At 45.9% G+C, this 14,857-nt stretch carries 20 protein-coding genes; 3 read left to right on the forward strand and 17 right to left on the reverse strand.

All coding sequences use genetic code 11. The annotated features are described in order from the left end of the window. Positions 1-57: 57 nt before the first annotated feature. The 13 genes from deoC to QVP35_RS07320 form a co-directional block, all read right to left on the reverse strand. Positions 58-708 carry a deoxyribose-phosphate aldolase gene (gene deoC, locus QVP35_RS07260; protein WP_006567558.1) on the reverse strand — a complete coding sequence of 217 codons (651 nt, stop codon included), beginning with the start codon at positions 706-708 and terminating at the stop codon, positions 58-60. 116 nt (positions 709-824) lie between these two features. Continuing rightward, on the reverse strand, positions 825-1,670 hold the full coding sequence (locus QVP35_RS07265) for a class II fructose-bisphosphate aldolase (protein ID WP_006567559.1): 846 nt from the start codon (positions 1,668-1,670) through the stop codon (positions 825-827). Between the two features lie 14 nt (positions 1,671-1,684). Then, positions 1,685-2,068 (reverse strand): hypothetical protein, encoded by a 384-nt coding sequence (locus QVP35_RS07270; RefSeq protein ID WP_009289325.1) that lies wholly within the window; start codon positions 2,066-2,068, stop codon positions 1,685-1,687. Between the two features lie 43 nt (positions 2,069-2,111). Continuing rightward, positions 2,112-3,389, reverse strand: coding sequence for a PTS ascorbate transporter subunit IIC (locus QVP35_RS07275; RefSeq protein WP_009289326.1), 1,278 nt, complete (start codon positions 3,387-3,389; stop codon positions 2,112-2,114). 32 nt (positions 3,390-3,421) lie between these two features. After that, the gene (locus QVP35_RS07280; protein WP_006567562.1) at positions 3,422-3,712 is read right to left on the reverse strand and encodes a PTS sugar transporter subunit IIB; all 291 of its coding nucleotides are present in this window, start codon (positions 3,710-3,712) and stop codon (positions 3,422-3,424) included. Between the two features lie 52 nt (positions 3,713-3,764). Next, complete coding sequence (locus tag QVP35_RS07285; RefSeq protein WP_006567563.1) at positions 3,765-4,211, reverse strand: PTS sugar transporter subunit IIA; 447 nt, start codon at positions 4,209-4,211, stop codon at positions 3,765-3,767. Between the two features lies 1 nt (position 4,212). After that, positions 4,213-6,204 carry a BglG family transcription antiterminator gene (locus QVP35_RS07290; RefSeq protein ID WP_009289327.1) on the reverse strand — a complete coding sequence of 664 codons (1,992 nt, stop codon included), beginning with the start codon at positions 6,202-6,204 and terminating at the stop codon, positions 4,213-4,215. Between the two features lie 128 nt (positions 6,205-6,332). Then, positions 6,333-6,635, reverse strand: coding sequence for an FtsB family cell division protein (locus QVP35_RS07295; protein ID WP_006567565.1), 303 nt, complete (start codon positions 6,633-6,635; stop codon positions 6,333-6,335). Next, positions 6,610-7,089, reverse strand: coding sequence for a spore cortex biosynthesis protein YabQ (gene yabQ / locus QVP35_RS07300; RefSeq protein WP_006567566.1), 480 nt, complete (start codon positions 7,087-7,089; stop codon positions 6,610-6,612). Before yabQ ends, QVP35_RS07295 begins: the two co-directional genes overlap by 26 nt. Then, positions 7,089-7,379 carry a sporulation protein YabP gene (gene yabP, locus QVP35_RS07305; protein ID WP_009289329.1) on the reverse strand — a complete coding sequence of 97 codons (291 nt, stop codon included), beginning with the start codon at positions 7,377-7,379 and terminating at the stop codon, positions 7,089-7,091. The genes yabQ and yabP overlap by 1 nt, the downstream gene beginning before the upstream one ends. A gap of 64 nt (positions 7,380-7,443) precedes the next feature. Continuing rightward, positions 7,444-7,683, reverse strand: coding sequence for an RNA-binding S4 domain-containing protein (locus QVP35_RS07310; RefSeq protein WP_009289330.1), 240 nt, complete (start codon positions 7,681-7,683; stop codon positions 7,444-7,446). Between the two features lie 73 nt (positions 7,684-7,756). After that, positions 7,757-8,035 (reverse strand): HU family DNA-binding protein, encoded by a 279-nt coding sequence (locus tag QVP35_RS07315; RefSeq protein WP_006567569.1) that lies wholly within the window; start codon positions 8,033-8,035, stop codon positions 7,757-7,759. Positions 8,036-8,136: 101 nt separating this feature from the next. Continuing rightward, positions 8,137-8,565: a MazG family protein gene (locus QVP35_RS07320; protein ID WP_006567570.1), complete on the reverse strand. Its 429-nt coding sequence runs from the start codon at positions 8,563-8,565 to the stop codon at positions 8,137-8,139. 95 nt (positions 8,566-8,660) lie between these two features. Between QVP35_RS07320 and QVP35_RS07325 the strand changes: the two genes are divergently transcribed. Beyond that, positions 8,661-9,497, forward strand: a complete 837-nt coding sequence (locus QVP35_RS07325; RefSeq protein WP_009289331.1) for a CvfB family protein — start codon at positions 8,661-8,663, stop codon at positions 9,495-9,497. A 23-nt stretch (positions 9,498-9,520) separates the two neighbouring features. Then, positions 9,521-10,438, forward strand: a complete 918-nt coding sequence (locus QVP35_RS07330) for a CPBP family intramembrane glutamic endopeptidase (RefSeq protein WP_006567572.1) — start codon at positions 9,521-9,523, stop codon at positions 10,436-10,438. On the opposite strand, the gene QVP35_RS07335 is transcribed toward QVP35_RS07330, so the two are convergent. From QVP35_RS07335 to QVP35_RS07350, 4 genes are all read right to left on the reverse strand, one after another. After that, a complete protein-coding gene (locus tag QVP35_RS07335) occupies positions 10,429-11,370 on the reverse strand; it encodes a ketopantoate reductase family protein (protein WP_022260965.1) in 942 nt (313 codons plus the stop codon). The genes QVP35_RS07330 and QVP35_RS07335 overlap by 10 nt on opposite strands. Further along, a complete protein-coding gene (locus QVP35_RS07340) occupies positions 11,367-12,131 on the reverse strand; it encodes a glycoside hydrolase family 25 protein (protein WP_009289333.1) in 765 nt (254 codons plus the stop codon). Before QVP35_RS07340 ends, QVP35_RS07335 begins: the two co-directional genes overlap by 4 nt. Before the next feature lie 11 nt (positions 12,132-12,142). Beyond that, on the reverse strand, positions 12,143-12,862 hold the full coding sequence (gene srtB, locus QVP35_RS07345; protein ID WP_006567575.1) for a class B sortase: 720 nt from the start codon (positions 12,860-12,862) through the stop codon (positions 12,143-12,145). Positions 12,863-12,952: 90 nt separating this feature from the next. Further along, positions 12,953-14,056 (reverse strand): InlB B-repeat-containing protein, encoded by a 1,104-nt coding sequence (locus tag QVP35_RS07350; RefSeq protein ID WP_108912289.1) that lies wholly within the window; start codon positions 14,054-14,056, stop codon positions 12,953-12,955. A 338-nt stretch (positions 14,057-14,394) separates the two neighbouring features. On the opposite strand from QVP35_RS07350, the gene QVP35_RS07355 reads away from it, so the two are divergent. Beyond that, positions 14,395-14,805 carry a secondary thiamine-phosphate synthase enzyme YjbQ gene (locus QVP35_RS07355; RefSeq protein ID WP_009289335.1) on the forward strand — a complete coding sequence of 137 codons (411 nt, stop codon included), beginning with the start codon at positions 14,395-14,397 and terminating at the stop codon, positions 14,803-14,805. Positions 14,806-14,857 lie beyond the last annotated feature (52 nt).

Below are 14,857 nucleotides of genomic sequence, written 5' to 3' on the forward strand. Positions count from 1 at the left end.
ATCGTATGGGATTACAATATCATAGGCAGACTGCCCTACACAGACTACTGCCATAGGCTATTCCTCCTTCATGATCTTGATCAGCCTGCTGGTTCCGAGACGGTCTGCCCCCAGTGAAAGAAAGCGTTCCGCGTCGTCAAAAGAGGCGATCCCGCCTGCGGCTTTGATCTTTACACCCTCTCCCACGTGTTTTTTAAACAGCTCCACATCCTCAAACGTGGCGCCGCCCGTGGAAAATCCCGTAGATGTCTTGATGAAGTCAGCCCCTGCGTCTGTCACTGCCCGGCACATACGGATCTTTTCCTCTTCCGTCAGCAGACAGGTCTCTACGATCACTTTCAGAATCCTGTCGCCGCAGGCTTTCTTTAAAAGACGAATTTCTTCTATAATTTTATCGTCCCTGCCTTCTTTTATATCTCCCAGATTTACGACCATGTCAATCTCATCTGCACCGTTTACAAGGGCATTCTTTGTCTCAAATTCCTTTACTGCACTGGTAGAATAACCGTTGGGAAAGCCGATGACTGTACAAAGCTTCATCTTGTCCCCCACGTATTCTTTGGCTCTTTTAATAAAAGACGGCGGAATACAGACGGAAGCTGTCCCGTAGGCAATGGCATCGTCACAGATCACCCTGATCTCCTCCCATACGGCCGTCTGTGCAAGCAGTGTGTGATCAACAGTTTTTAAGATTTCATTTCTCTCCATAACAAAGCTCCTTCTCTCTGAAACTAAAGCGGCTGTTTGACTGGTTTCTTACTTTCTATTGTAACAGATAAAACCGGGAAAGTAAGATGCGTTTTCCCGGTTTTATCTTCTGCCTCTTAGATTCTGAATAAAGATGCTTTCTCTTTTACAACATCTGCGATCTTGTCATTTGCAGGCCCGAGAAGATTTCTCAGTGAAGTCAGAGGAGTCACATCCTCCCCGGTAAAGGTTTCCCTCACCACTTCGATATAGGATTTGTTAAGTTCTGTTCCAACATTGATCTTTTTCATTCCCTCTCTGACGCAGCGCCTCATATCTTCGTCAGACACTCCGGTACCTCCGTGGAGGACCAGACCGGTATCCCCAAGTTTCGCTTTCAGCTCGGTCAGCAGTTCATAGTTGATCTTTGCCTTGGATTTGTACTGCCCGTGGGTTGTCCCGATGGAAACAGCCAGTGCGTCCACCCCGGTGTTCTCGGCAAAATAAAGGGCATCTTCCGGTTTCGTATACATGGCATCATCTTTCGCAACGACCACACCTTCCTCCGCGCCGCCGATGGAGCCTACTTCACCTTCCACAGATACATTTCTTTCATGGGCATAGGCAACCACTTCTTTTGTATTTTTGATATTTTCTTCTAAAGAAAGGGAAGACCCGTCATACATGACAGAGGAATACCCCTTGTCAATAGCTTCTTTCAGCGCATCAATATCTTTGCAGTGATCCATATGTAAGGCAACACTTACAGAAGATGTTTCTGCGATCGCTTTCACTGCGGCGATCAGTGGTTCAAATCCGATGTATCTGGCAGTGCCGAGAGAAGTCTGAAGGATCACGGGCACGCCGAGTTCCTCTGCCGCTTGGACCATTGCCGGAAGCATCTCGAAACAGTGCACATTAAAAGCACCCACAGCCCCCTTACCTTCATTTTCTTTAAACAAGTCTATTAAATTTCTATACATATCGGTTATCTCCTTTACGCTTTTCCACGAATTACATCTTTTGACAATTTCATCAGCCCGTCAATTTTATCCATGTATTCTTTCATCTTTGCATCATCTTTTGCCTCTGAAGCTTCTCTTCTCTTTATGTTATAAAGCTTCAGCAGATCGGTATATGCTTTCCCAAGGGCTTTGCTCTCTGAAAGGCTGGTTTCATATGCGCTGATCGCCTTGTCTGTCTCCTCAGCCTCAAAATACAGGCCTCCAAGCTCGTTCAGTGCCTTGTTCCGCTCCTCCCCTGAAAGCTCCGGGAGCTCTTTTTGTATGGCCTCAGCCTTTTTTAAAAGCTCTTCCCGGCTGATTTCAGGCACAGCCTCTTCTTTGACCGCTATCTCTTTTTTCTTTTTAAACAAAAACATTTTTTATTTCCTCCTGCCGCATCATAAACAATTTATTTACGGACTAAAATATTGCAGCGATTGATTTAAACAGCATGAACAGGAAGCCGGTCACTACCGTATCCACATCCGTACAGGTCGTATTGATGAATCCGATGTCGGCAAGCATCGGTGAGAGCATCGCCGGCAGGAAGGTAATAAAGATTCCGTGGGCGATACATCCGATCATGGCTCCCCGTCTTCCTCCTACCTGGTTTGCAAATATACCTGCAGTTCCGCCTGCGAAGAAGTTGGAAAGTACACCCGGCAGTACCATAGGAAGTCCGAATACCGGAGTCAGGAACATTCCGATGATAGAACCGATGGTTGTAAAGACAAATCCGAATATGACCGCATTCGGTGCATATGGGAACAATACCGGACAGTCCAGTGCAGGCACTGAGTTTGGAACCAGCTTCATAGAAATTCCCTGGAATGCAGGAACGATCTCGGCCAAAAGCATACGGACTCCTGTCATCAGCACATAGACACCTACGACAAACTGCATACCCTGTAAAAATGCATGAACGATAAAGTTTGTATTTCCAGCATATTCTGCACATGCGGCAGGCCCTGCAAACGCGGCTGTAATTACATAAAGCGGTACCATGACAACCATGACGGAAAGGTACGTATCCTGTAAAAATTCCAGGCTCTTAGGAAGATTGATTTCCTCTGTGGATTTTGATTTTCCGCCGGTCAGTTTTGCGATAAGAGCCGTGAACATATAACCGATGGTACATAAATGTCCGAGCGCGATATCTTCGCTTCCCGTGATCTTCTTTACAATGGGCTGTGCAAAGGCAGGCATGAAGGTCGCAAAGAATCCTCCCACGATACTTCCGATGATAATCAGCGGTACACCTGTTAAACCACAGTAATAAGCGAATACCACACAGAGCGTCGCCTCCCACAACAGTGCCTGGCCTGTCAGGAATATGTATTTAAATTTTGTAAATCTTGCAATGATAATATTGACGATGAAAATTCCCGCAAGGGTGATGGCGATCTCGCTTCCAAGACCAAGCTCATTCATGGCCTGTCCGTTGATTCCCTCGATGGAGGCCACCAGACCCTTCAGTCCGAACGCGGCCTTAAAGATATCTCCGAAATACGTCAGCGATGAGACGATGACAGCGGAACCTGCGGACAGTACAAGAAATCCGAGCATGGTTTTCATTGTTCCTGAGATGACGACTCCCACCGGTTTTTTCTGCAGGACCAGACCGAGCAGCGCAATCAATGCGATGATGATGGAGGCCTGCGTTAAAATATTATTGATGATAAAATTCAATACTTGCATAGTTTTTCCTCACTTTCTTTTTCCTCTTGTTTTTAAAGTTCTCCCAGTTCTTTTAACACCGGTACAAGCTTCTCCCGGATTTCATTTTTGTCTACCAGACGCTCCAAAAATACGGTCGGGCAGCTGATCGTATAACGCTCAAACTGCTTTTCGAAATTCTTTGCGGCGATGATGATGTCTGCCTGTGCCCCGGATACACTGGAAATATCCGTGTGATCCATCTTTGCGTCTACTCCCAGGTCTTTCAGTACCGCTTCCGCACTCATCTGGCATGCAAAACTGCTTCCGAGTCCTGCCCCGCACACTGCTAAAATTTTTAACATGTTCTATCCTCCTTTTAAATTGGTTGTCGTGTTTCTTTTTATAGAAGCCTTGTCAGGCATTACTATTCTTATTGAGAAAATCAAATAATTCCTGCTGATCCTTCATTGCAGCGATCTCCGGAATCCATCCTTTTTCCACGAAGCCAACGATCATTTTCAGAATGTCCAGATGGCTTTCGCTGTCCACCGCCGAAAAACAGATCAGGACTCTCACCGGTTCCTTATCCCCGTCAAAGTAGACAGGTTCTTTTAAGGTGATCAGGCTGCAGCCGATGCCGGTGGCCCCGCATTCCGGCCTTGTATGCGGCATAGCCAGGCCGTCGGCCACGATGATGTACGGCCCCAGTTCTTTGATGGCACTTATGATTCCTTCCACATAGGATTGTTCGGCGCATCCCTGGCTGACCAGCATTTCCGCTCCGATCCTCACTGCCTCCTCCCAGTCTTTTGCTTCTGTCTGCAGCTGCACATTGTTTTCGTTTAAGATTAGCTTTTCCACTTCATATCCTCCCTGCTGTTTCTTTAAGCTTCTCTTCCTGTTCTAATAAGTCTTTGATAAACTGCCCGTAACAAGGGTGCCTCACCAGCTTCGCCACGCCGGAATTTCCGATCAAAAACTGATATAGGTTTTTAAATACAACTTCCCAGACATCGTATTTGCTCTGGGGAATGTTTAACATCAAGACGACCTGGACTTTTTCATTTTCCCAGATGACCGGTTTTTTCAGGACCATGACGGAAACCGCCGCCTCCTGCATATCGTTAAACAGTGCATGGGGGATAGCCACCAGGCTTCCCAGTTCCGTGGTTGACATCTCCTCTCTTTTAAAGATGGACTGCTTGATTTCCTGGTTGATATAGCCCTTTTCGACCATGGCATCGGTCATAAATTCAAGGATTTCCTGTTTATCCTTAAACTCCATATCGGTGAAGAAGAGATCTTCCCGGAAGATGCTGCTGTAATCAATTACTTTCATTTGGTTTCCGCTGTCTGTGATCACCGTAGCCAAATGATTCAAATCATCGTCATCCAGAAACAGTTTGATCTTTTTTATTTTTTCGGACTGAAAATCCGGAAGCTCTACCGTAGTCAGCACCAGATCGGCGCCGTCGATCAATTCCTCATCCACGTCCTGCACCGGACAGGATTTTACGATCTCTATGTACTGACCGAACTTATGCTGTAATTTTTCTTTTAAAAGCAGAGCCGTGGCAATGCCTGCGATACAGACCAGAACGACTTTCTTTGGCTCCTGTTTTCGGTTCAGACCTTTTCTCTCCAGTGCCGCTCCGAAATGCATGGCCAGAAATCCGATCTCCGACTCTTTTGCCTTGAGCTTATGTTTCTTTTCAATCACCTCCCCTGCCACGACTGCAAGTTCAAAGGCAAGCGGATACAGATTTTTGATGCTGTCCAGAAACTCATTTCTGATATTCATGTCAAACCGGAGCCTCTGCAGAGCCGCGCTCAAATGCATGGCCAGCCCGTTGATCAGCTGATTGTCGTCGGACAGATCGATTCCTGTCCCCGATCGGATGGTATTTAAGATATCCTCAATTTCTTCCTTATACTCGTAATCCCCGTCCAGATTTTCGATCAGAAAACGCTGGCTGGAAATCAGATGCTGGGTCAGATAATAGACTTCATCTCCCAGGGAGATGCCCAGTTTCCCGGAAATCTCAGTTATAATCTGTTGGGCACAGCGGAACTCCTTTGTTCCCGAGAACAGCTCAATCTCTTCTTCATCGTATTTTACATGCCGTTTCTTCTCGAAACGCTTCAGCATGATCAGGCTGTGTACGAGCAGGTTGCGGAACGCGATATCCGTAAGCCTAAGGTTAAAATCTGTGATCGCTTCCATGAGAATGATCCTCAGATTCTCCACCTCATCGGACGAAAACATATCTTTATAAAACTGGTTTCCTATATCTCCTGTGTCTTTTTGACTGTTGAAAATGTATTCCGAAATACAAAACCGGATCTTCGTCTCCTGCCCTGCGACTCTCATTCCTTCCTTTTTCGTATCACGGATCCGAAGGTCATGTTTTTTGAGTATTCCGTCGATGGTCCTCAGGTCTTTTTTCAGGGTGGAAGTACTCACAAACAGTTCTTCCTCCAGATCAAAGAAGTCGATCCTCTCCCCGCTGTTCAGAGAATTCAGCAAAAGTCTGGAAATAATATAATGAACCCGTTCCTCTGAATCCGAGGGAATGATATTCTGAAAGGGCTTTGAACTCTCTTCTTTTCGGATCTCTTTTTTCAGGAGGTCAAATTTCCGGTTGTCACTCACAGTAAGCTTGTATCCCTGCCCGATCTCTGACGTGATCTCTGCTCCCCTGTCCGCAAGCATCTGATTCAGCTCTTTGATGTCATTCCTGACTGTCCTTGTGGAAACGCCCACAGACAGTGCAATGCTTGCCCCGGTAATCCATTTTTCATTTTCCAAAAAGAAGCGCAGAATCTTGATCAGCCTCTTGTTGTATCTCTCCATAGTTTCCTCCTCTTTGTTATTCATTATAGGTATATGGCATTTTTGATGATAGTTCGTAAATTTCCGCTTGAAGCGGAAAGAAAGGCAAAAAAAAGCCTGACATCCATGTCAGACTTCTTTTGGTTCCATCATTTTGATGGTCTAACTACATACTCATCCGGATAAAACAGTCCGAATTTTTCACGTGCAGTCTTTTCTATAAATTCTTTGGTCTTAATATATTCCTTCTTATCCTTCAGCTCCTGCTTTTTATCTTTCGCCTTTTCTATCTGCTGTTCCAGCTGGGCCTCCTCTTTTTGAAGCGCCGCCGACTTTTCCCACAGCCTCCGGTAAGCAATGGACATCACAATGACAAACACAATGACGACAAATAAGATCACTCTTGTGCGCTTCCTGAGTCCCTTTTTATAACTGCTTATCTTTCTCCCCATGTGTCTCACCTCTTTTGTGCCCCTTCCTCATTAAGGCTATTTTAACGTTTTTTCTCTCCTGTTTCAATCTCCATCTCATATTTATTCCCGCTTTTGCAAAGGGATGGCGGATAATACGAAATATTTTCCCAAAAACCCTTCTGATATTATGTAATAAAAACACAAGGCCTTCTAATACCTTCGGGCTGATGAGCATATAATAGACCGCCATGCCGATGATCAGTCCTAAAAAGAAAAATCCGCGGAGCTCTCCCCAATTATACCAGCAGAGAAACCGAAAACACAAGAAGCCCACAAAAATCCAGTAGAGCACATCCTCCACTGATACGATCCATAATTTGTGCCGGAATACGATGCGGAAACTCCTGATGCCGTCATAGACAAGGAGCAGGCATGCCCCGAACCAGACAGCCCCCAGGAAGAAATAAAGCTGGCCTAACACTGCTTCCTGCATTATTTTAACAGCCTTCCGAGCAGCCCTTCTTTTTTGCCTCCGTTATGGTCATCCACATCTGAATACAGGAAACTGTCAACTTTGCCGTCAATCTCCACCTCGCCTTTTTCCACCAAAAGCTTTTTCACATGCAGGTTAAACCCCTTGATCATCAGGAGTCCCTGTTCCGTATCGAGTATGATCTCATTCAGGTCGAAGGACACTACATCCCTCACTCCCGTAATGACACCCAGAGAGCGGTTCAGCAGATCCACTTTATGTGTTTTCATAGGTTGTCTATCTTCTATCATGAAAAAATCTCCTTTCATAGTTTATACACTATATGAAAGGAGAACGAAAATCATGTGAAAAACATCAAATGTATTTGTATAATTCTGCCGCCTGGTCTTTTTTTACGGTTTCTTCCACCCGGAGGACTTCCACGGCCGCCTCTTTATTCCCAAACTGGATGCGGATCTCGTCCCCCGGTTTTACATCTGTCCCGGCTTTGGCAGTTTTGCCGTTGACGGTCACTCTCCCGGCGCTGCACGCTTCGTTGGCAACGGTCCGGCGTTTGATCAGCCTGGATACTTTCAGAAATTTGTCTAGTCTCATTCCATATAACTCCTTAATATAAAAGAAGCCGCCCATACAATGTAGAAGGGCAGCTTGATTTGTCGTTCTGTGATTATTTTTCGTTTACGATATCTTTCAGAGCTTTTCCGGCTTTGAACTTTGGAGCTTTAGATGCAGGAATGTTCATCACTTCACCGCTTCTTGGGTTTCTTCCTTCTCTTGCAGCTCTCTCAGAAACTTCAAAAGTTCCGAAACCAACTAACTGAATTTTCTCACCCTTCTTTAATTCTTCTGCAATGACATCTGTGAAAGCTTTTAAAGCTTTTTCTGCATCTTTTTTAGATAATTCAGTCTTGCTTGCGATAGCCGCAACTAATTCTGTTTTGTTCATTGATTATATTCCTCCTAATTTCGTCATAAGCATTTTCTGCTCTTCGATTACATGAGTTCATTGTATAATTAAGGTGACAGCATGTCAAGCCAAAATGCGCTTTATTCCTTATTTTCAGCCAATTCACGGGCTTTGCGCTTCTTTTCTATCTTTTCTAATTCCTTAATCTTCCTCCAGCTGGATAATTGTTCCTCCCGAGTGGAAAATGTCTCATTTCCAAACACGTGAGGATGCCTTCGAATCATTTTCCTGCACACTCCGTCCACCACATCCGAAAAATTGAAATCTCCCCGTTCCTCGGCAATCCTTGCATGCATCACCACCTGAAGGAGAACGTCTCCAAGCTCCTCCTCCAGATTCTGCATGTCATGATGTTCTATGGCTTCCACCACTTCCCCGCTCTCCTCCACAAGACAGGGAATCAGGGATTCATGTGTCTGCTTTTTATCCCACGGGCATCCGTTTTCTCCCCGCAGTTCTTTTACTACCTGGATAAAATCTTCGATTGTATAGTATTCTTTTTCCTGCATTTTAAGACTCCCTCCGTTTTCTTTTTATGGTATCACATTTTCTGCAAATGAAAAGGGATTTATGCTATAATAATGAAACAAAGAAAGGAAGAACTATGATTAAATTAGGAGAAAACCAAGAACTTTATATTGTAAAATTTGCCGATTTCGGCGCATATTTAAATGATGAGGAAGGTGTGACAGAGCAGAGCATCCTTCTGCCCAAAAAACAGGTTCCGGAGGGAGCCCAAGTCGGAGACCGCATATCCGTCTTCGTCTACAAGGATTCAAAAGACCGTCCGATCGCCACGACTTCCCATCCTCTCATTACGATGGGACATCTGGCTGTCCTCAAAGTCAAAGAAATCACAGATATCGGCGCGTTTCTGGACTGGGGACTGGAAAAAGACCTGTTCCTCCCGTTTAAAGAGCAGACCTCCAAGATCCGGCCGGATCATTCTTATCTGGTCAGGCTCTATATCGACAAAAGCCGGCGTCTCTGTGCTTCCATGAAGATTTATCAGGCACTGAGCAGTGAACATGACTATGAGAAGGATGACTGGGTGACAGGCACCGTATACAGCATCAACCCTGAGATCGGTACGTTTGTGGCCGTAGATGACCAGTATTTCGGCCTGATCCCGCTCAGCGAATGCCACATCAGACTTTCTGTGGGGGACTCTGTAAATGTCCGGGTAGTCCGCGTCCGGGAAGACGGCAAACTGGATCTTTCCCCGAGAGAGAAAGCATATCTTCAGATGGATGCAGACAGCGAACTGGTCATGGAAACGATCAAAAGCTACGACGGGGTACTCCCATTCACCGACAAGGCGAGTCCTGCCATGATTGACAAAGAGCTGGGCCTCAGCAAAAATGCCTTTAAGCGGGCCGTCGGACGATTACTAAAGCAGAATAAAATCGAGATCACCGGCGGAACCATTCGTGCAAAATAAACTTACAAGGAGCTGGATATTGTATGAAATATTTTAAGACACCGGGCTGTTTCTGCCTGATGTATCTGTTTGTGTACTTTTTTATTTCCCCTCTGCTGCAGTTTGCAGTACAGGACCGATACTTGTTTATGATCGTGTTTTATCTGGTGCTGCTCGGACTTGGCATCGGTTATCTGAAGCTTTGCAGAGAAGATGTAAAAAAGAGACTTCATCTGAAGCCTCTGAGACCGGCGGCTGCTTTGCTTTCCGTCCTTTTGGCGTTTACAATCCTGCCTTTTATCAGCCTGATCAACAATGTAAGCCAGCTGATTTTCCGGGATTTCATTACTTCCAGTGTGTCCACGGCCTCACAGAATCCCTGGCTGTCTATCCTGGCGCTGTCTGTACTTCCGGGGATCGTGGAGGAAGTGCTGTTCCGAGGCGTTCTTTATTCCGGTCTTCGGAAAGCTCGTCCCATCAAAGGAATCCTGCTGACCGCATTGTTTTTCGGCATCGCACACATGAATTTTAATCAGTTCAGCTATGCCTTTGTCCTGGGACTGGTCCTGGGTCTGCTTCTGGAGGCCTCCGACAGTATTTATTCCTGTATGCTGCTCCACGCCGCATTTAACGGCGTCAGCGTCATAACCAGCATCATCTACGGACTGACCGGCAATTCTTCGCTTATGAACCAGACCGTATCCACGGCCCAGAGGCTTCAGGCCATCGCAGTCCTGATTCCTGTAAGCATTGCTTTTCTGGTGCTGAGTGTTCTGATCCTCATAGCCATTTCCCGCCTGTGCGGCCGTTCCGGCTATCTGAAGACGTGGCTTAACAAGGATATCCGCCGAAGCTGGCCAAATGAAAAAGCCGCCGGTATCTCCTACTATGCGGCTTTGATCATCAGTTTCGGATATGCGGTTTTACTGGAACTTGTATCCTATGCGTCATCTTATTTGTGATCCTTTTGGTGGTCATTCCACGTTTCCAGGGTCTTGATACAGTGATAAAACATTTGATTATAAGGAGTTGGGATACCCAGCTCCTTTCCCATTCTTATGACCGCTCCTGCAAACATCTCCACCTCCGTCTTCCTTCCGGCCTCGATGTCCTGAAGAGTCGAAGGTTTCCCATGAAACGGGGCATTCTCAAAATAGGTCCTGTGTTCCATAAGATCTTCCTCTGTCAGATGAATACCTTTCTTTCCGGCAATAGCGATGACTTCCCTGGCCGCCTGCTCCCTCAGCTCATTGGCGTCTTCACTGATGGTCCAGATGCCGTAGGGGACACGGAGAATAGCAGCGCTCTGATTCTCGCTGACATTCGTCATAAACTTATGCCACATATTCCTCAGCATATCTTTGGGCACTTCATATGAAATACCTCCCTTTTCAAATACCTCCCTCACAGAACACACGGTCTCCGACCATGTATCATTATACGCATGGCCGAAAGAAATTTTGCCGGACCCCTCCGGAAAGGAAATTTCATTTCCATGGTGGAGGGCCGGAACCCGTATCACCGAATATAATACTTCATTATCAGGGTAGGCGGCTTTGATCCTCTCCTCACTTTCCACTCCGTTCAGCAGAGACATGATGACAGTGTGTTCCCCTACCTGATTCCTGATATCTTTGATGGCCTGGTCAAGGGCCGTATATTTCACACTCAAAATAACAAGATCCGCCGGCTCTCTCTCCCATGAGGGCTCGGCCGTCTGGAATTTCCATTGTTTTCCGTTAATGATAACTCCGTCTCTTTCCAGACGCTTTCTGCGCTCTCCTCCCGCGATGACGCAGAAATTTTCACTGCCCAGCGCTTTGCAAATCCCCGGTGCCGCGAATCCTCCGATCGCCCCAAGTCCTATCAATGCCGCTTTTTTGATTTCTCTCATAACAGGTTTCCTTCCTTATCTGTTAAATAGTAATTCAGATCGCAGTGGCCGCTTTCCGTGTTTGCCCCGGGAACAGAAGCCTGATCCGTAAACTGCCACATGTGGTATTGAAATGGAATATCCGGCTCCTCTTCTTTCGTGTAATGGGCCACCCACAGTTTATATGCTTTAATGCCTTCATAATCAAAATAGTGTTTCAAAAAGTAAGCGTTGGAATAGACCATGGGCACGTAACCCGCCCGTTTGATCTCTTCACAGAAAGCTCTTGTCAGCGCCGTCACATTCTTTTTTCCGGTTTTCATGACTTCCTCTTCCTCAATGTCAAATACCACTGGAAGCTTCAGATCTTCCGGGTCAATATCATGCTTTTTCAGCAGGGAAATACAGTGTTTTGCCTCTTTCACTGCCGCTTTCGCGTCTTTGGCATAAGAATAATAATAAACTCCGCAGTGAATGGATGAGATCTTTGCGTTCCGGTAATTGGAAATAAACATTGGATCTTCTGTGCCCTTTTTCTTTTTTCCCACACCGGAGCCGATCTTTAAGACAGCGTGGTTGATCTGGCTGTCCTTTACTTTCTTCCAGTTGACTTTATGGTTATATTTTGAAACATCGATCACCTTGATATGGCCGTTTTCGACTTTCGTCTCGATCGGCAGCCCGATATTTTGGATGATCCATATAAAAATAAAAGTGACAATAAAAAGAAACGTGCAGATCACTGCAAGTTCCCTTTTATTTTTCCTTGTAAATTTGAACATATAAGTCCTCGTTAATCTTTGCTCTCAATCGCATGTACAAACGTACGGTTATCTTCCTGTTCATAACTGCATGTGACAAACGTATACAGTTTCTTTGTTTTCATCACAGTCTTCTTCGGTATCCTGGACTGGATATCACTCATGGACAAAATCTCCTCCAGATATTTCTTCATGTCCTTCCTGTCCCCAAATGTGATCGGAATCAGCTTGTCGGCCTTTCTTGCGTAAGAAGCAACGACCTTCAGATCCTTCTTCCCACTCGGAGTATACAAGGTGATCGTATCCTGTTTTTTGATAAAGCTCTGCTCGCGGAACTCCATAAGGTCTGCAAACATCGATCCGTTTCTCATATGATGCCCGTATATAATATTGTGCTCCGCGCGGAAATCCTTATCCCCGTGGCTGTCCATAAAGACTGCTCCGGAGCTGTTTTTTGTCCCCTCAAACGTGGTGTGCAGGTAATAATCGTTATCCTTCCCAAGGACGACCGGGTAATCGATATTGGTTCCCTTGGCATAGACCCAGCCGATGGTATCCGGATTGATCTTCCTGAGTTTCTCAAAATCAATGATTCGTTCTTTCCCTTTTGTTTTGACCACTTCCTGTGCTATCTTATCATATTCATCATCTGCCTTCTTATATTCCAGATAATACCCCACGAGTTTCCATCCGCTGAATAAAAAGACGACGATGCACACAGCCAAAAGAAGATTAGATATTACTTTTTTCATGCAGCTTCCCTCCCCTGAACCTTATTTTTTATCAGTATAACACAAAAAGAACCGGTCTTCCTTAAAGAAAGCCGATTCTTTTCTTAATATTTATTTAGCCGGACGTGCAATCATTTTGATGCACTTGGTGTACTTATATTTTGCCTCCACAACCCCTACTCTTCGGTTGGCCGCATGGATGATTCTGCCGTTTCCTATGTACAAAGCCACGTGGGAAATATTCCGGTACCGCCCGTTTCTTGTGTAGGAATAAAAGATCACATCTCCCGGGAGAAGCTTTTTGGCCTTCACCCTCTTATAAGAAACGACTTTTTTATGGCGCTTCATGTACTTGGCTTCACTGGCCGCCACCGGAGCGTAAGAACGGCTTCCGAAATGTATGCCGTACGGCTTGTAGCAGCGCCAGATCAGAGAACTGCAGTCATAATATCCCTTCCTCATTCTCCTTGGCTGGCTGTATCGGCATCCCTTCGCTTTTTTTGCCTTCGCGATGGCTTTGACCGCCTTATAGGAAGTGACCTCCGCCTTATAGGTTTTCTGTTTTCCGTCTATCTTGACATAAAACTTGGTTATGCCTTTCTTTTTTGGATATATAACCAGCTGATCGTCCTGAATATAAGCTTTCGCCCTGCTGCCGCTCACAGAGACAGATGTCTGGCTGGTAGAACTCAGCCCCCTGATCGGTATTTTCGCAGTCCGGTTCTTTGCCACAGTTCCGCTGCTTTTTGACAGATATGGATTTGTAACCTGTACGCCTGCTGTCACGACCTGGCTGCCCACTACGGCCTGTACATAAGTCCTTCCCGCCGCTTTTCCTCTTACATTTCCGCTGCTGTCCACAGTTGCGATGCGTTCGTCACCTGACTTCCACACAGCCCTGGGAGACGAAGATTCTCTGACTCCCACCTTTGCCTGTGCAGAGACTGCCACAGTCACCTGTGAACGGTCAAGCGTATATTCCTTTTCCCACACAGCCGTGAGGGTCAGATCTTTTTCAGGCATCTCATCGGCGCTGAAATTCCAGTATCCCGTCTGTCCTCCGCTCTGATCACTCCAGCCCTTAAATACATATCCGTCCCTGACAGGTGTCTCCGGCTCAGAAATAAGTTCTCCTGCTTCCATCTGACGCACGGCCTCTCTCACCGTGCCGCCCGCTCCGTCAAACCTGACCTGAAATGTCTCTCTCTGCCCTATATCTTCCTAAATATCTTCTGTTCTGCCGCCCTCTTTTGGTGCCGCTGAGACCGGCACAGATGCTGCTGCCATAGTCAATGCCATGGCCCAGACTGTGATATATTTTTTATAGTTCCTCAACTCTCTTATCCTCCGGAAACTCATTCTATTGTAAGATTTCTGTAATATTATCGTTAAACCTTATTCATAATATCACAAATATTGTCACAGAACAAGAATATACGACAGAAAATTCCAAAAAATACAATATAATCGAATCGAAAAAACTTGAGATCTGCAGCAAGTTGGCATGGTCTGGCTGATGAGGTATACTGGGAATAAAAGAAAGGAGAGATCAGATGAAACAGACTTTTTTTGAACATCATTTAAATCACACCGGACGGGAAGATATGATTAAAATCACTTCCTTCCTGAAAGAAGACCTGAGAATTTCTGGGATCAGAGACGGCATCGCCGTCATCCATTCTCCCCACACGACGGCAGGGATCACAGTCAATGAAAATGCGGACCCGGATGTGGTCCACGATATGCTCTTCGGGCTTGACAAGGTATATCCACTGCATGACAAAAATTACCGCCACGCAGAGGGTAACTCCAATGCCCACCTGAAGACATCAACCGTCGGCCCGTCACAGACAATCATCATCTCTGACGGAAAACCGGTACTCGGAATCTGGCAGGACATCTACTTCTGCGAATTCGACGGACCCAGAAACCGGAGATTCTACGTGAAAATTGTTGAGTGTTAAGCATGAGTTTTTCTCCATTATCTTCAGTCGGCTCTGGAAAGGCCTCCTTCCG

The organism is Anaerostipes sp. CAG:276 (genome assembly GCF_000432215.1).
GTDB classification, from domain to species: domain Bacteria; phylum Bacillota; class Clostridia; order Lachnospirales; family Lachnospiraceae; genus Anaerostipes; species Anaerostipes caccae.

Excerpts from the sequence above, each read along its gene's own strand:
- QVP35_RS07275 (WP_009289326.1), bottom strand. The coding sequence starts at position 3,389 with ATGCAAGTATTGAATTTTATCATCAATAATATTTTAACGCAGGCCTCC.
- QVP35_RS07330 (WP_006567572.1), top strand. The coding sequence starts at position 9,521 with ATGAAATATTTTAAGACACCGGGCTGTTTCTGCCTGATGTATCTGTTT.
- srtB (WP_006567575.1), bottom strand. The coding sequence starts at position 12,862 with ATGAAAAAAGTAATATCTAATCTTCTTTTGGCTGTGTGCATCGTCGTC.
- QVP35_RS07335 (WP_022260965.1), bottom strand. The coding sequence starts at position 11,370 with ATGAGAGAAATCAAAAAAGCGGCATTGATAGGACTTGGGGCGATCGGA.
- QVP35_RS07270 (WP_009289325.1), bottom strand. The coding sequence starts at position 2,068 with ATGTTTTTGTTTAAAAAGAAAAAAGAGATAGCGGTCAAAGAAGAGGCT.
- QVP35_RS07315 (WP_006567569.1), bottom strand. The coding sequence starts at position 8,035 with ATGAACAAAACAGAATTAGTTGCGGCTATCGCAAGCAAGACTGAATTA.
- QVP35_RS07280 (WP_006567562.1), bottom strand. The coding sequence starts at position 3,712 with ATGTTAAAAATTTTAGCAGTGTGCGGGGCAGGACTCGGAAGCAGTTTT.
- deoC (WP_006567558.1), bottom strand. The coding sequence starts at position 708 with ATGGAGAGAAATGAAATCTTAAAAACTGTTGATCACACACTGCTTGCA.
- QVP35_RS07355 (WP_009289335.1), top strand. The coding sequence starts at position 14,395 with ATGAAACAGACTTTTTTTGAACATCATTTAAATCACACCGGACGGGAA.
- QVP35_RS07310 (WP_009289330.1), bottom strand. The coding sequence starts at position 7,683 with ATGAGACTAGACAAATTTCTGAAAGTATCCAGGCTGATCAAACGCCGG.
- QVP35_RS07320 (WP_006567570.1), bottom strand. The coding sequence starts at position 8,565 with ATGCAGGAAAAAGAATACTATACAATCGAAGATTTTATCCAGGTAGTA.
- QVP35_RS07325 (WP_009289331.1), top strand. The coding sequence starts at position 8,661 with ATGATTAAATTAGGAGAAAACCAAGAACTTTATATTGTAAAATTTGCC.
- QVP35_RS07295 (WP_006567565.1), bottom strand. The coding sequence starts at position 6,635 with ATGGGGAGAAAGATAAGCAGTTATAAAAAGGGACTCAGGAAGCGCACA.
- QVP35_RS07290 (WP_009289327.1), bottom strand. The coding sequence starts at position 6,204 with ATGGAGAGATACAACAAGAGGCTGATCAAGATTCTGCGCTTCTTTTTG.
- yabQ (WP_006567566.1), bottom strand. The coding sequence starts at position 7,089 with ATGCAGGAAGCAGTGTTAGGCCAGCTTTATTTCTTCCTGGGGGCTGTC.
- QVP35_RS07340 (WP_009289333.1), bottom strand. The coding sequence starts at position 12,131 with ATGTTCAAATTTACAAGGAAAAATAAAAGGGAACTTGCAGTGATCTGC.
- QVP35_RS07265 (WP_006567559.1), bottom strand. The coding sequence starts at position 1,670 with ATGTATAGAAATTTAATAGACTTGTTTAAAGAAAATGAAGGTAAGGGG.
- yabP (WP_009289329.1), bottom strand. The coding sequence starts at position 7,379 with ATGATAGAAGATAGACAACCTATGAAAACACATAAAGTGGATCTGCTG.